14 protein-coding genes are annotated in these 15,136 nt (G+C 43.9%); 5 read left to right on the plus strand and 9 right to left on the minus strand.

The window, feature by feature from the left end:
• Positions 1-81: 81 nt before the first annotated feature.
• The 4 genes from QT974_RS07610 to QT974_RS07625 form a co-directional block, all read right to left on the minus strand.
• Positions 82-855 carry a hypothetical protein gene (locus tag QT974_RS07610; RefSeq protein ID WP_333467909.1) on the minus strand — a complete coding sequence of 258 codons (774 nt, stop codon included), beginning with the start codon at positions 853-855 and terminating at the stop codon, positions 82-84.
• A gap of 365 nt (positions 856-1,220) precedes the next feature.
• Complete coding sequence (acs, locus tag QT974_RS07615) at positions 1,221-3,191, minus strand: acetate--CoA ligase (protein WP_333467910.1); 1,971 nt, start codon at positions 3,189-3,191, stop codon at positions 1,221-1,223.
• A gap of 121 nt (positions 3,192-3,312) precedes the next feature.
• Positions 3,313-3,675: a DUF5615 family PIN-like protein gene (locus tag QT974_RS07620; RefSeq protein WP_333467911.1), complete on the minus strand. Its 363-nt coding sequence runs from the start codon at positions 3,673-3,675 to the stop codon at positions 3,313-3,315.
• Complete coding sequence (locus QT974_RS07625) at positions 3,653-4,003, minus strand: DUF433 domain-containing protein (protein WP_333467912.1); 351 nt, start codon at positions 4,001-4,003, stop codon at positions 3,653-3,655. The genes QT974_RS07620 and QT974_RS07625 overlap by 23 nt, the downstream gene beginning before the upstream one ends.
• 316 nt (positions 4,004-4,319) lie before the next feature.
• Between QT974_RS07625 and QT974_RS07630 the strand changes: the two genes are divergently transcribed.
• Complete coding sequence (locus QT974_RS07630; protein ID WP_333467922.1) at positions 4,320-4,979, plus strand: restriction endonuclease subunit R; 660 nt, start codon at positions 4,320-4,322, stop codon at positions 4,977-4,979.
• 78 nt (positions 4,980-5,057) lie between these two features.
• On the opposite strand, the gene QT974_RS07635 is transcribed toward QT974_RS07630, so the two are convergent.
• Positions 5,058-6,095, minus strand: a complete 1,038-nt coding sequence (locus QT974_RS07635) for a nucleotidyltransferase domain-containing protein (RefSeq protein WP_333467913.1) — start codon at positions 6,093-6,095, stop codon at positions 5,058-5,060.
• Positions 6,096-6,228: 133 nt separating this feature from the next.
• Between QT974_RS07635 and QT974_RS07640 the strand changes: the two genes are divergently transcribed.
• Together QT974_RS07640 and galT are read left to right on the plus strand one after the other, a co-directional pair.
• Positions 6,229-6,372, plus strand: coding sequence for a hypothetical protein (locus QT974_RS07640; RefSeq protein WP_333467914.1), 144 nt, complete (start codon positions 6,229-6,231; stop codon positions 6,370-6,372).
• Positions 6,373-6,755: 383 nt separating this feature from the next.
• Entirely contained in the window at positions 6,756-7,802 is a 1,047-nt protein-coding gene (gene galT, locus QT974_RS07645) for a galactose-1-phosphate uridylyltransferase (RefSeq protein ID WP_333467915.1), read from the plus strand.
• Between the two features lie 160 nt (positions 7,803-7,962).
• Here galT and QT974_RS07650 read toward each other — a convergent pair whose 3' ends face one another.
• Both QT974_RS07650 and QT974_RS07655 read right to left on the minus strand, forming a co-directional pair.
• A complete protein-coding gene (locus QT974_RS07650) occupies positions 7,963-8,247 on the minus strand; it encodes a hypothetical protein (protein WP_333467916.1) in 285 nt (94 codons plus the stop codon).
• Between the two features lie 163 nt (positions 8,248-8,410).
• Positions 8,411-9,382 (minus strand): acetamidase/formamidase family protein, encoded by a 972-nt coding sequence (locus QT974_RS07655; protein ID WP_333467923.1) that lies wholly within the window; start codon positions 9,380-9,382, stop codon positions 8,411-8,413.
• 408 nt (positions 9,383-9,790) lie between these two features.
• On the opposite strand from QT974_RS07655, the gene QT974_RS07660 reads away from it, so the two are divergent.
• Positions 9,791-11,572, plus strand: coding sequence for a metallophosphoesterase family protein (locus QT974_RS07660; RefSeq protein WP_333467917.1), 1,782 nt, complete (start codon positions 9,791-9,793; stop codon positions 11,570-11,572).
• Positions 11,573-11,883: 311 nt separating this feature from the next.
• Here the strand turns inward: QT974_RS07660 and QT974_RS07665 are convergent, their stop codons facing one another.
• On the minus strand, positions 11,884-13,176 hold the full coding sequence (locus tag QT974_RS07665; protein WP_333467918.1) for an endonuclease/exonuclease/phosphatase family protein: 1,293 nt from the start codon (positions 13,174-13,176) through the stop codon (positions 11,884-11,886).
• A 102-nt stretch (positions 13,177-13,278) separates the two neighbouring features.
• A complete protein-coding gene (gene gloA2, locus QT974_RS07670; RefSeq protein WP_333467919.1) occupies positions 13,279-13,668 on the minus strand; it encodes an SMU1112c/YaeR family gloxylase I-like metalloprotein in 390 nt (129 codons plus the stop codon).
• A 244-nt stretch (positions 13,669-13,912) separates the two neighbouring features.
• Between gloA2 and ilvC the strand changes: the two genes are divergently transcribed.
• Positions 13,913-14,908 (plus strand): ketol-acid reductoisomerase, encoded by a 996-nt coding sequence (gene ilvC, locus QT974_RS07675; RefSeq protein ID WP_333467920.1) that lies wholly within the window; start codon positions 13,913-13,915, stop codon positions 14,906-14,908.
• Positions 14,909-15,136: the final 228 nt, after the last annotated feature.

Consider the following 15,136-nt stretch of genomic DNA (forward strand, 5'->3'; position numbering starts at 1 on the left):
TTTTTGAAACATGATGCAACTGTATTTGTAGGGTGTGTTGCTCTCTTTAAATCCCTATTTAATCGACTTACATGAGAAGTGCTAAATCCAGATCCAAGGAATAAGTTTGTTAGCTAATGTTCTGATTAGTAACTTCACTTTCTTCTCTTCATAAATTTGATTGTCCGACCCTCTATAACCTTCCAGTTGAGGTATAGTACGAAAACGCTTGAATATTTTATATTTTGAACCTTTTTTTTCGTCTATAATTTTACGGAAATTTACCTCGGAAGAACCTGCAATATAATCCTCTTTTATCGACTCGTAAATGCCATTTATACTGTGTTGATAAAAATCCTTATTCCAGCATAAAATATATAAGTCTATCCAATAAATAGGAATATTTCGACAGTTACAATAAAAATCAGAATAGGGGGGAGCAGTCTTAATGACATCTGCAAGATTACGAAGAATGTATCGGCCAGTAACCTTCCAGATATTTGCTTGAGCTGGTAAATCGTGAATCAGCCTTGAATGCTGCATCACATAATCAAGCATCTTGAACTCACCATATCCACGACCGTATGCAGGAGAATAGTCTAAGCCTTCAAAGGAAATAAATTCAATTTTGTTGAGGGCATCATACTGTCTAGCAAGCTCGTGCAGCGTACTGATATCAGATGCGGAGTTATCTGCAAAAATTAAGCCAGAAATTGTTCCATTTGCCAAACACGATAAATAGAATTCAAAAGCTTTGCGGTAGTCGTTTAATCTAATATTTGGATCGGTTCTTGAAAGTTGTCTAGCACCTGGAGGTGGAGTTATGGTTGCTGTAAGGATTAGCACATTTGCTTTTTGCTCTGATGGCTCAGACATTTTGGATATCTCCTGTTTTGCAAAGCGTGTCAAATACTAATTTTAGCAAAGTCAAAAAGTATCCGCTCAATAAATCGGGGTAGACTACTGTGTAGGGAAGGATTTTGCAATGGTTGAGGCTCGTCAGTGAACGATTTCTCCCGATTTGTTGAGCGGATACCCTTTATTTTCAGGGTTTTCTAACATTCCTACACTATACATTGCCGTAAATATTGCATCATTGTCAATAAACCCAAAGACACCCGGTTTCTGGCTAGTTATGCAAGATTTTAATTATACCGAACAATTAAACCGCAGATGAACGCAGATGTAATCTTATCTGCGTTCATCCGCGTTATTCTGCCTACATCTGCGGTTGCACAGCCCTAGGAATCAGCCCGCAACTTATCCAAAACAGTCCGATCTTCCAAAGTCGAAGTATCCCCTGTCACCTCTTCTCCAGCAGCCAAAGAACGCAGCAACCTGCGCATAATTTTACCGCTGCGAGTTTTCGGCAAAGCATCGGTAAATCGAATCTCTCCCGGACGGGCGATCGCCCCAATCTCCTTCACAACGTGCTGCTTCAACTCCTTAGCCAATGCGTCGCTAGGCTGCTGCGAGTTATCCAGTGTCACAAAAGCGACAATTTCCTCACCTTTAATCTCATCCGGTTTGCCAACAACCGCAGCTTCCGCCACCGCTGGATGCGATACCAAAGCCGATTCAACTTCCATCGTTCCGAGTCGGTGTCCGGCGACATTAATCACGTCGTCAACGCGGCCCATTACCCAGAAATAACCGTCTGTATCTTTGTGCGCGCCGTCTCCGGCAAAATAGACAAATTCCCCGTCTTTGGGATGCAAATATTCCCAATAAGTGCGGCGGAAGCGATCGGGATCGTTGTAAAGCGTTCGCATCATTCCCGGCCAAGGATGTTTCACAACTAAATAACCGCCGCTTTCATTAGTTACTGGTTCGCCATCTTGGTCAACAACATCGGCAACAATTCCGGGGAACGGAAGGGTTGCAGAACCAGGTTTTGTGGGGATGGCACCGGGCAGAGAAGTAATCATAATTCCGCCTGTTTCTGTTTGCCACCAAGTATCAACAATCGGACAATTGGAGTTGCCAATTACGCGCTGATACCACATCCAAGCTTCGGGATTTATCGGTTCGCCGACGGTTCCTAACAATCGTAAAGATGACAAATCTCTAGCATTTGGCAACTCTTCGCCCATTTTCATAAACGTGCGAATTGCTGTTGGTGCGGTGTAGAAAACGGTGACGCCGTATTTTTCGATGACATCCCAAAAACAGCCGGGATTTGAAGGGCGGGGAGCACCTTCATACATGACAGTTGTCGCACCGTTGGACAGCGGCCCGTAGACGATGTAACTGTGTCCGGTAATCCAGCCAACATCAGCGGTACACCAGTAGACATCGGTATCTTGGAGGTCGAAGATCCACTTGGTTGTCATGTGGGTGTAAAGGTTGTAGCCGCCTGTGGTGTGGACGACTCCTTTCGGTTTGCCGGTACTTCCTGAAGTGTAGAGAATGAATAGCATATCTTCGCTATCCATCGGTTCAGCAGGACAATTTGCGGAGGCGTTTTTTTGCAATTCGTGCCACCAGCGATCGCGCCCTGGTTCCATTTGCACTTCTTGTTTGGTACGCTGGACGACAATAACGTTGGTAACGCTGGGTGCAGCGTTGTTGGCGAGGGCTTGGTCTACTTGTACTTTGAGGCCGACTGCTGCGTCTTTGCGGAAGCCGCCGTCTGCGGTGATGACGAGTTTTGCTTGGCCGTCGTTGAGCCGATCGCGCAAAGCTTCTGCACTAAATCCGCCAAACACAACGCTGTGTACTGCACCGATTCTGGCACAGGCTAACATAGCGATCGCAGCTTCGGGAATCATCGGCATATAAATACCGACGCGATCGCCCTTTTGCACTCCCAAATCCTTAATCACATTCGCCATTTGACAGACTTCGCGGTGGAGTTGCGCGTAAGTCAGGGTGCGCGAGTCTCCGGGTTCGCCTTCCCAAATTAAGGCGGCTTTATTTTTGCGCCAAGTTGTCAGATGTCTGTCCAGACAATTGTAAGAAATGTTAATTTTACCGTTTACAAACCATTTAGCAAAAGGCGGCTGCCAGTCGAGTACGGCATCCCATTTTTGAAACCAGTGCAATTCTTGGGTGGCGAGTTCGGCCCAGAATGCTTGGGGGTCAGCTTTAGCTTTGTCGTAGAGGGCTTGGTACTCTTCTAGGCTTTTGATGTGAGCTTTTTGAGAGAATTCAGCAGGCGGCTGAAACAGTCGTTTTTCTTGGAGTATTGATTCGATGGTATCTTGTGACATTGCTTTTAACTTTAACAGCGGCTAGTCTTTTTAACTATTGTTTGCACAAGTTGCTGCAAAAGTATGTTTATTTTCCTTAAGACTTTGGGGAATTTTGTTAATGTTGGAGGTGCATTAGAAATTATGGTAGCGGTAAATGCTCAATTTTATCTTGGTACTCATCATCAAACGAGCCTTGATAAATCAAAATTAGTTCGTCAATATTTTGACCAATACTCTGCTTGGAATTCAGGATAAATATTCCTGGAATATGACGATTTTGCTCTAGATGATCTGTTAAATGAACGGGCATAGAGCGGCGGTTGTTGGTAACAAGAATGAAATTGTGGATTTCGCACCAAATCAGAATTTCTGGATCGAGAGTGCCTTTGGCAGGTGCTGTTAATTCTCCCACTGCGAGAACAACCAGATCGGGATTGCGCCTGCGAATTTGGCTGGGATAGGCAGGATCGACATTTTCATCAAATAGATACTGGATTGCCATCAGCTTTTCTCATTGCATCTCTTGCTGCTCTTAGTTTGCGGATTTTTTCATACACTGGACGAGGATTGCGGCGCTGTTCTTCTCGCATTTTTTCGCCCCATTCCAACCATTCGGTTATGTACTTGCCGACTGCTTCTTTGTTGTGCAGGTAGTACAAAATGGTCGCATAAACTTGTTCGAGGGTGAGGGATGTATAAATGTTAGCGATTTCTTCGGCAGTTCGAGCGCGAAACAAATATTCATAAAGAATGGTTTCAATGCCAATTCGAGAACCTTTGAGGCGAATATCATCTGGTCTTAGGAAGTTGAAGTAGTCTTCTAGTTGCATAGCTGGTTCGGGGTGGTATCTGGTATGATTATATCATATGAATAGAAGATGGTTTGAGTTTTAAAATGTTAACAAAAATCAACAAAAAGGGCTTCACTCCTCTGGTAATGCTTTGATAATATAGTTGAATGGATTATCTCCAGACAATAAAATATCGCGCCAGAATCTCCTCTGCTGGGGAGGGTGAAGCATTTGGGTATAAAACACTCTTGTTTTAAATATAAATTGTCGCCCAAATGCTTCACCCCTACATTTCTGAAAAGCTTGATATCATTTATTAGAGATGTCTAACGGATCGGCCGATCGCACAAAAACCATGACCCAAAATTTAGAAGCCAGCCAACTTTCGCTAAATGACGTTCGTCGCCTTCTCAAACTGGAAAGACAAACAGAAGGTTCTTTTACTGATTTTTTCTCTCTGGAACCTCTGACGGATTTTGAACAGCAGGAATTATTGCAAATCAGCAATGACTTTTGGCGTTATCTAGAAGTGGGGAAAGTTTCCGAAGAATTGGTTAAGTTTTTATCACTTTCGCCGTTGATGAGATTGACGGGATTTTTTAAAGTTCCTGTGGTGCTGACAATGGAGGATAGCATTCCGATCGAGGTTGAGGATGGGGATACTTTAATTAAAGGGCGGTTAGATATTTTAGCCGTAAATCAGCCGGATGCGGAGATAGGGGCGACACCGTTTTGGATTTTGGTAGTCGAGGCGAAAAATAGTGCGATCGCCCCTTTGACCGGTTTGCCGCAATTGCTGACTTATACTTATAAAAGTTTGCAGCAACAATCGTCTGTTTGGGGATTGACTACGAATGGCGAAAGTTATCGGTTTGTGCGGGTGACGCGGGGAAATCCTTGTACTTATCAGATTTTACCGGAATTGAATTTGATTGATAAAGAGCGATCGATCTTGTTGGCGCAAGTGTTGAAAGCGATTTGCAAGTTGCAGAACGTGCAGTTACAGTTGGCTTAAACAGGCTCGATAATTGATATTACTTCTTGTACGATCGCACGGACGGGCAAAAGCTGCCTTTTGAATATTTTATACAACTTAGTAATGTTGTAACGCTTCAGTTACAGCCTTGCGAATGTCGGCATTGTGGCTGTGCTCAAATGTTTTGAGGAGATCGGTGATTGCGCGATCGGCATAGATGAGTTGCCCCAGGCGCTGCACGTATCGAAGTTGAACAAAGGGTTCGGCTTGGGGCATCTGTGCCATCAAGTAAACTTTGTATTCGTCCAAGAAATGATTTTCAAATCCCAACGTTTGTTCGCAAAGCATACTTAACTGCTGTTGTTGTTCCATATCTGAGGGAATCAAATATGCCCATTGCTGGCGGCACAGCAGATCCACTTTCTCCACCAAAGGTGTCCAGTCATCGCCAATCCGATCGCGGTAGTGGCGTGCAATCTCGCTCTTTCTTCCCCTTCCCGCATACTCACCTGCTTTGAGCAGCGTTAAAGCCGATGCTGCGCCAAAAACAATCAATGCCAGATCCTTGATTCCTGGATGGCTGACTCCATCAATTGTTCGCAAAAAGCGCCTATTGTATCCATAAAATAGTCCTTGAGGATCGGGATAAGTCAGCGGAACCTTTAATACTTGGAGGTGAGGACGGACTCGCGCAAATAAATCGTATTGGGCATACAAACTATCTCGAATATGCTCTGCCACAGGTTTCAGAGGCACATCTGCACGAATATCTTCCCCAGACAGCAGCAAACTATCAGTGTGAAACCGCACGCTGCCGGTTGACAATAAATGGGTTTCACCGACCAGTTTCACATCAAAATCGAGTGAGTTCAGCCTTTGGCACTCGGCGGCTATAATTGATGTCAATTGCTGTTTCTCGGCAGCACTGGGGCTGCCTTTGCAAACCGCTATTATATCCAGGTCGCTAGTTGCAACTGCCTCGCCGACCGCATAACTACCCACTAGATAGCAGCCCCTAATGCGATCGGGTAGCCCCACTTCCACTTGCTGCACGATCTCGCGCAAAATCGAGTCGATTTCTGTAATTCCTGTTGCTTGAATCAAATGAATTGAGGAAGTGCGATCGAACATCATAATAACAGCTATCTCGCTCATTAATTTCAGAGAATTTCTACAAATTTTAACCAATTTTATAGCAAATATAGTATTTGTTTTAGTCGGGACGGGAAGTTTTTAATAACGAATTTCCAGGATGGAAAGGTGCGGTTTTTGCCGATCGAAAGTTTGGATGAGTTATTGGCGAGGGCGAGGGAATGGCTGGGTGAAAATGTTTAACCGCAAATCAACGCGGATTGGTTGGCGATCGCACTTTTTCATCCGCATCAATACACCCGCAGTCCGGCAGGGGTTTAAACCCGCGCCTCAAAGCTGAAGTCCTCTCAAAGAGGACTAATGATTTCTTCAGTCCTCTTTGAGAGGACTTTCGCCCGACGCCAGGGGTTTAAACCCCTGGCGGTATTTTGGGTTAAGCGATACGAATTATGACGCATCAAAACCCAAGAAACCGGGTTTTTTTGCGTTTCTGCGACTGTAATGCAGTATTCTCGCAAAAACCCGGTTTCTGACCACCCGTGCGTCAGTCCTATCTTGTTTATTTTGAATTTGCCGATCGCATAATCGAGCGATCGCACCCACGCAGATTTACAGACATATTCAAGTCAAGATTTGTTAAAAAGTTACTGTTACCCGTGACATCAGTCAAACTCTTATCTTACCATAAGAAATGGCTCAAATTTGCAACAATAAGGTGAGAAAATGTCTGAACTTAGACAAAATCTAATTACCAGAGATTGGGTAATCATCGCCACCGATCGCGCAAAAAGACCTGACCAATTCGCTAACACAAAAAAAATACCCGCATTCCTACCCTCACATAGCCCAGACTGTCCGTTTTGCGTGGGAAATGAGGAAGACGGAACCTTAGAAACATTCCGTTTGGGCGATTCCCTACGGGATAGCTTCGCTTCACGCACTGGCTGGAAAGTCCGCGCAATTGGTAACAAATATCCCGCCCTCTCACCGACAGCAGAATGGATGAGAATATCATCGGGAATTCACCGCACCATGGCGGGAATCGGCGTTCACGAAGTAATTGTCGAAAACCCGCGACACGATTTGACGACTGCTTTGTTGACCGTTGAAGAAGTAACAGACATACTTTTAGTATACCGACAGCGTTATATAGAAATCAGAAAGTATCCCCATATTGAAACAATTATTATCTTCAAAAATCACGGAGAAAGTGCCGGAACTTCCCTCGAACACCCTCACTCCCAGATAGCAGCTACGCCCGTTGTCCCCAGCCTATTTCGCAGCCGGATTGATGCTGCAATTCGCTATTTTGACGACACGGGAGAATGTCTGTTTTGCCGCACTTTAGAAGATGAGTTAGCATCTGGTGAAAGAGTGATTTTTGAGAGCCAACATTTTGTCGCTTTTATTCCTTACGCTGCACTTTCGCCGTTTCATATCTGGATTTTTCCGCGCCGCCATTCCTCTTCGTTTGATGACATTACCGATGCAGAAATTACGGATCTTGCTGATACTTTGAAAACTGTACTTGCTAAGCTTTATTACGGATTGAACGATCCTGATTACAATTATAATATTCGATCTGTCCCAACAGCCGAACGGGCGACTAAATACTTTCACTGGTATATGGCAATTATTCCCAGAGTGTCCAAGCAGGCTGGGTTTGAGTTGGGTAGCGGGATGTTTATCAATACTGCTTTACCCGAAGAAAGTGCTGAGTTTTTGCGATCGATCGCAATTCCTGGCGATCGCAATTTCCAACCAAACTAAAGTATAATAAGTTACCATGCGTCCCTGAATGTCCGAAGCGAAGACGGGAGACAATTTAATAATTTTAAATCATCGGTTGAAATAAACAATTTAAATCTGCAACAGCTTAATTGACGCTGAAAATTTATCAACCTAGCAATACTTATCGATTTTTCCAAACTCACAACAAACTTTCGACATACTCCCAGCAGTCATCGCTAAAATTAGCTTTCAACATATCTCTAACTTTAGTCTCGATAGACAATCTCGCCTCGCCAGACTCCCGACTCTCGCCGATTTCGCAACTATTATCAGATAAATGTTGTTGGATGTGGGCGAGAGTATTGGCGAAATTAGCCAGAAAATAATGTTCGTCTACCCACGCTGTCGGATCGGGGATGGCTGGACTCCCAAAAGCCCGATCGACTAAATCATCTTTCGCAACATCGTCAGTCTGGTTTTTCATGCTGAGGTTGATTGAGATAGAATTTGCAACTTATCCCAATCTTAAGCGGAATTTTTAACGCTTGTGCGATCGCGATCGACGAACCGCAGTGATAAAAATGTGTAATTTGTGCGATCGCGATCGAGCTTTTTTTGTCAATACGTGTTATGGTCTCATTTCCCACTCAGCGACGGAGAGCTTTCACCTCCGGTAAAACAGACTTGGGCACCATTCCGTGAACTCCTTTCTGCGGATTGTTGACAGCTTGGGTAATCCTAAAATTTACGGCTAGCGAAGACAAAACATAAGCATCTTCTTCTTTGAAACCTGCAAAATGTTGCAGCCAATAAACCGTCTGTTTGACAGCCATGTCAAAGGCATCATCTAATGTTTGACCAAAACCCATAATTACAATATGAGTAGGCGTTTCAGCAAACGGAAATATCAGAAATAAGTTTTTGCGCAAGATGATTTGAATAGTCCCGTTCATCGAAGTTTCAATTGCAGTACCATTAACTTCGCCGTCTCCCTGTGCCGAATGTCCGTCACCGACGGAAAGCAAACCACCGCGCACCGAAACAGGTAAAAATAAGCGCGTTCCTGGTTGCAGTTCTTGATTGTCCATATTGCCGCCGTAGCGTTCTGGAGGAATAGAAGAACGGTTGACTTCTGCATCAGCAACACCGATAATTCCGAAGAAGGGATGCAGCGGAATCTTAACGCCGCTACCTGCGGGAAATTCCGCAATTTTTTGCTCTAAATCTAGCGGAATAAACCGCAATTTAGGTGCGGGGAAATACTCAGACAAAACTCCCCATCCGGTGCGAATTGCATTAAATCCTACTGGTAAACTCGGATAAACTTCCTCGATGTAAATTTCTAAAACATCTCCCGGTTCGGCATTGTTAACATAAATCGGGCCTGTTAGCAAGTGCGGGCCCGGGCCGACTTTGCGGTTGTCCGGCAAATTTTGACAAATCTCTAAAAATTCCGGCGTCAGAAATTCCGGCGGCGCCTTGTCAGCAACATAATATCCTGAATAGGTTTCGATATCGATGCGATCGCCCGAATCGACAGTTAAAGCAGGTTCTAGCTTCGGAGAGAAACCGCCTAAGTGTACGGTTTTGCAGTTAGCCTTCAGAAGGTGGCGGGTCATGTCTATTTGAGATTGAGGATGCTTTAATGGTATTAAGACTGTTATATCCCAAGTCTCAATCATTTTTGAAAAAGATTCTGTTGCGATGAACCCTAGAGGGCGCGGAGGGCGCTGAAAAACAGAATCGAGAGAAATGGAGACATCAGAAAATGTAAAAAAATGGTTGACTTTGGACATAAATAAACGTCCAAACCTGTCATGGAGATTGCCAAGTCTAGAATTTGAAATCGCTATTCTTCCCTCATACTAATGACTGCTCACTACTGACTGCTGTTCACGAGCGGGGACAGCAAAACATGACTACTGACTAATGACTAATGACTGATGACTAATGACTAATGACTAATGACTACTGACTACTGACTACTGACTACTGACTAATGACTACTGACTACTGACTAATAAATTATGTTAACACCGTTGCCCGATAAATTAGAAATACCCCAAGGTTCTTCTCGCAACCTGTGGTTTTTTGCAGTTTTGATTTTGATTCTCCTGTTCTTAGGTTTAATTCTGCAATCTTTTCTCAACAAACCCAAACTTTTAACCGATCCGTTTCTGCAACTTCCAACAACTAACTCGGTGCGAGTTGTTTGGTTTACCGAATTCCCCGGAACTCGCAATATTGTTGCTTGCGGTAAAAGTTTTAGTAAAATTGTGCCAGCAAATACTACCAAGCTAAGTCGTGTTCGCGAAGACAAAGAATCGCGCATCTCTGATGAAATGAAACAGGGCATAATTGATAACAATCCAATTTCCCGCAACATCTGGCGCCACGAAGCAGAAGTTACGAATTTAAGACCAGGTTTTCGGATTCCTTATCTCGTCACTAGCGAAAGAGAAGATGGCGCATCCGTTAGCAGCAAAATTTTCAGTCTTTCTCCAACACCAGCAGCAGGAATTAAGCTAAAAATTCTGTTCACTTCCGACCATCAATTGATGCCGATGACAGCGGCCAATCTTCAGAAAGTAGCAGAAACATTTGATAAAGTCGATGCGGTTTTCATGGCTGGGGATTTAATTAATATAGCCGATCGCGCTTCCGAATGGTTCGACGACGACCGAGGCCGCGCCTTTTTCCCCAGCTTTCAAGGCCGCGCCTTCTCCGAAATCGACAAAAACGGCATCAAAACATTGTACAGCGGTGGGGAACTGATCCAACACGCGCCTATATTTCCAGCGATTGGGAACCATGAAATTATGGGCAGGTTTTCAAATAGCAGCACCCTCAACCAGCAGTTTAATGATTCTTTCCCCCGCGCTGCTGTGGAAAAAATATATCCATACCTCACTCAACAATATGTAAAAGATCGAGACGTTTGGTTGAAAAATAATAGTTTTAATAGCGATACTTACAACGAAATTTTTAGCTTTCCTAGTGACAAAAATTACTATGCTGTTACTTTTGGAGACGTGCGCTTAATTACTTTGTATGTTACGAATATGTGGCGTACTCCGAATTTAGATCCAAATGCCAGAGGCAAATATCGGGAACGAGACGAAGATTTTGACCGCCCTGAAAAATGGGGATACGGCCAGCATATTTTTGAGCCAATTGTTAAGGACAGCGCTCAATATAGCTGGCTGCAAAAAGAGTTAATAAGTTCGGAATTTCAGCAGGCTAAACATAAAATTGTGATGTTTCACCACCCACCGCATTCTGTGGGCGACAATATTGTACCTGCTTATACTGACCCGGTGCAAATAGTCGATCGCACTTTGGACGGCGAGATTAAGATGGTGCGTTACGAATATCCGAAACAGCAAGACTATCTGATTCGCGATGTGGTACCGCTGCTAGAAGCGGCGGGAGTACAGTTAGTTTTGTACGGACATTCGCATTTGTGGAATCGATTTGTGAGTTCTAGCGGAATGCACTTTTTAGAGACTTCTAATGTGGGTAACAGTTACGGCGCGTTTGCAGGTAAAAAGCGCCGATTTGTGCCGCCGGGATATCAAGAAGATTACAGCGCTATTGGAGATCCGAACAATTTGGAACCTGTGGTGCCGACTGTGGCGCCTTTGTTGGCAAAAGATGGGCAGCCGCTGCCCTATATTGAGAGCAACGATATTACAGCTTTTAGTGTGTTTGATACGGGGAACAGTACGGTGAGCAGCTATTATTTTGATACGCGGAAACCTGAGTCGCCCGTGGTGAAGTTTGATGAGTTTAAATTGAAAAATTCGTGATTGACTGTGGCTAATTTTTTTAATAAATCAGCCACATTAAGAGAGTCCGATTGAGAAACCATATCAAAAATACACACCGCGATTGTTTTGATCTGACTTATCGCAAAACCAGAGCATTTTTGTGTTGCGACAACGGTAATTGAATCCTGTGGCGCCAGCTTCCACTATACAGATTTAGTGGGAGCACTTTTGGCCTCGCAAGATAGCGACTGACACCACGCACGCTGCAATAATTGTTGAAAGCTTGACAGAGACGAAGCTTTAGCAATATAGCAAATCAGTAATTTGCGATCGCATTTCGCATCCAGTCTTTAAATCGCTAAATCGGTAATTAACGGCAAATGATCCGAACCCACATTGCGGCCAGTATGAATTTTCAACACACCAATTTCTTTGCTGACTAGAAAGTGATCGATTGGAATATAAGCCAGCGGCATAAAAGTCGGCCACGTTGGTAAAATGCCAAAGCCCGATCGCGCATTGCGCAGTTTTCCAGTATTTACCATATTTTTGTAGAACGGCGACCACATTGTGGTATTGAAATCGCCAACCACCACCAGCGGATTTTTGACTTGGGCTGCATACTCGCCGATGGCTGCTAGTTGTTTGTTGCGATCGATAAAACTGTACTCTTTGATCGGCACAGACGGATGAGTCAGAATCATAGAAATAGTTTTACCTTGAAATTTCACATCCGCTAACAAACTCTTTCTTTGGCTTGAAAATCCTTGAACAGAGGAGTTTTCTAAAGGCAGCTTGCTGTAGATGGCACTACCAAAGTTCTCAGATTCTTGTTGCTGCAAAGAATAAGGAAACATCTCGCTTAAAACCGCTAACTCGCTAGCCCAAGATGTGCTGACTTCGACAAAAACAGCGATATCGGGTTGTTCTGCTTTTACCATCGAGATTACATCAGAATATCGCCGATTGTTGGTTAAAACATTTGAATGCAAAATCCGCAGATGTTGTCCGGGAGTTGCTCCTGCAAATGCTGGTGCTGGAAAATACCAAGGAACAATTTCCGCCAAATTAATCACAATGCAAAATGCGCTCACCAGCAACCATATTTTTTTTGAGCGCACGAGAGCGAAGAATATCAAAGTAGATAAACCCACGAGCAGATATTGTAGTTTAAAATGAGAACTTAACTCAAAATATAGATTAGTTTGTCCCAAATAACCTGCGATTGACAAGACTGCATCTACAATTGCTGCGAGAATAAACCATTTTGAAATTACGTGCTTCAAGCTAATAATTTTGTTTTGGTCGCTGTGCAGCACCGCCCATTTGAGCTTGATTTTTAGGTCGTTGGTAATCAGCAATTTATCGATTTCTCTTACCAGTTGTTCTGGCGGTTCCAACACTCGCCGCTTTTGATAAGACCTCACCAGCAAGGTATCTACCACAAAATAACTAAAATAATTGGCAACAAACCCTGCAAATACCAACACACCTAAACCGGTGAGCATCCCAAAGGAAACTCCTACTTTCCTCAAACCAGACCAGACGGCTGCATCACCTGTTTTACCTGAAGCTACTATGCCGATAAATAGCATTAAAGCAGGTAATGCGATCGTGATTGTGTTTCTGATGAGTCTGTCCATTAGACAATTTTATATTTGAGATTGGGAATGAATGATTCAGGTTTCCGGGTGCGGATGGCACACCGATTGACTCGGACGTGGCTTGAAAAAATTGGCTAATTCTTAAATTTCATAGATTTCTAACGGTAAGTTGTCTGGATCTCTAAAAAAGGTAAACCGTTTTTCGGTAATTTCGTCAAAGCGAATTTCTTCTACTTCTACTTGTTGGGATTTTAAGTAAGCAACCGATGCTTCTATATCCTCGACTGCAAAAGCCAAATGTCTCAAACCGCAAGCTTCAGGATTGTTAACTCTTTTGGGAGGATGGGGAAATGAGAACAGCTCAATCATCGCGCTACCGTTTGCGACTTGCAAATCTAGTTTGTAAGAATTTCTCTCGCTTCGGAAAGTTTCTTTGATAATGGAACATCCCAAGACTTCTACATAAAATTTCTTCGACTTTTCGTAATCCGAGCAAATAATTGCCACATGATGTATTGCTTTTATTTTCATTTTGAAAAAGTTAGTTAGTTGCGTTTTTTCAACAGCACAGCACGCTATTGACAATTATATTTGACTTCGAGCAAAACCTGCAAAATTCAGCACGCGCGGCGCAGCTATCGTCCGCTGGAATCGCCCTATAAATTCCCCCGCCCAAATCTTAATCTCTAAAATTCTGCAAAAAAAAGCACCCCACTTTGATAAAATGAGAGTTTTGCAGTCACTCACCCCATTTGCATCTCAGGAGACAAGCACCATGGCACGTATGTATTACGACACCGACGCCAACCTAGACCTCTTAGCCAACAAAACAGTTGCTATCATCGGCTACGGTTCCCAAGGACACGCCCACGCCCTCAACCTCAAAGACAGCGGCATGAATGTCATTGTCGGTTTGTATCCCGGTAGCAAATCTGCCGCCAAAGCCACCGATGCGGGTTTAACTGTTCACCCGGTAGACAAAGCAGCCGCCGCCGCTGACTTCATCATGATTTTATTACCCGATGAAGTTCAAAAAACTATTTACAAAGAACAAATCGAACCTAACCTTTCAGCAGGAAATGTTTTAGCATTTGCTCACGGTTTTAACATTCACTTCGGCCAAGTTGTCCCCCCAGCCGACGTAGACGTAGTAATGGTAGCGCCCAAAGGCCCCGGACACTTGGTGCGCCGGACTTACGAACAAGGCGAAGGTGTTCCGAGTTTGTTTGCAGTATATCAAGATGCTTCTGGCCAAGCGCGCGATCGGGCAATGGCCTATGCTAAAGGTATCGGCGGCACCAGAGCAGGCATCCTCGAAACCACTTTCCGCGAAGAAACAGAAACCGATCTTTTTGGCGAACAAGTAGTTTTGTGCGGCGGTTTGAGCGCCTTAATTAAAGCTGGATTTGAAACCTTAGTTAACGCTGGATATCAACCAGAATTAGCTTATTTTGAATGTTTGCACGAAGTTAAACTTATCGTTGACTTAGTAGTAGAAGGAGGCCTCGCCAAAATGCGCGACAGCATCTCCAATACCGCAGAATACGGCGACTTAACTCGCGGGCCCCGCATCGTCACCGATGACACCCGCGCCGAAATGCGTAAAATTCTCAGTGAAATTCAATCAGGCCAATTTGCGCGCGAATTTGTTCTAGAAAACCAAGCCGGCAAACCGGGCTTTACTTCCATGCGCCGTCAGGAAGCAGAGCATCCGATTGAAGAAGTTGGTAAAGATTTGCGCGCTATGTTTAGCTGGTTGAAAAAGCACTAATCGATTTTAGATTTTAGATTTTAGATTTTTCGTTTTATCTAAAATCTAAAATCTAAAATCTAAAATCGCCAATCTAATAGTAATTGTCAAAAGTATTCGTAGGGTGTGTCGCCCGGAAAAATTCCTAAATAAGACAGAGAATCTCACAGCGACGCACCTGACAAGCAGCAGAAATCGGGTGCATCTGGTTTTGGAAGAGGGCGAAGCATGACCGCATATAAGTTATTA

Origin of the sequence: Microcoleus sp. BM001215392 (assembly GCF_036700185.1) — a bacterium.
Classification (GTDB): Bacteria; Cyanobacteriota; Cyanobacteriia; order Cyanobacteriales; family Microcoleaceae; genus Microcoleus.